We start from the raw sequence: 242 nt of genomic DNA, 5'->3' as shown, positions 1-242 counted from the left end.
CAGCGAGCGCAGCCACTACGGCGTCGAGGTACCTCCGGTGGCCTTCGAGGCGGCGGTGCTGTTCCTGCCCAAGTCCCGCGAACTGGCCGCCTACCTGCTCAACGCACTGGCCTCGCGCCTGGCAGGCTCACTACCTGAAGTGGGCCGTCCTCGAGCTCCAGCGAAAAATGTTCGGCCAGGCTTTGCAGCGGTGTGGCCTCAGGGGCGTTATCCACGGTCACCTGCCAGAGTTGGCAATGCCG

2 pseudogenes are annotated in these 242 nt (G+C 66.1%); one reads left to right on the top strand and one right to left on the bottom strand.

Annotated elements, in window-relative coordinates:
* Window positions 1-127 (top strand): annotated as a pseudogene (locus tag J5M56_RS26355) (16S rRNA methyltransferase); the annotation flags it as partial.
* Here J5M56_RS26355 and J5M56_RS26350 read toward each other — a convergent pair.
* Window positions 117-242: pseudogene (locus J5M56_RS26350) on the bottom strand (16S rRNA methyltransferase); the annotation flags it as partial. The pseudogenes J5M56_RS26355 and J5M56_RS26350 sit on opposite strands and share 11 nt — an antisense overlap.

The sequence above is a fragment of the Pseudomonas sp. 51_B genome (genome assembly GCF_017491595.1).
Classification (GTDB): domain Bacteria; phylum Pseudomonadota; class Gammaproteobacteria; order Pseudomonadales; family Pseudomonadaceae; genus Aquipseudomonas; species Aquipseudomonas promysalinigenes.
Note: the sequence above shows the minus strand (reverse complement) of the source record. Positions and strands in the feature narration are given on the sequence as shown.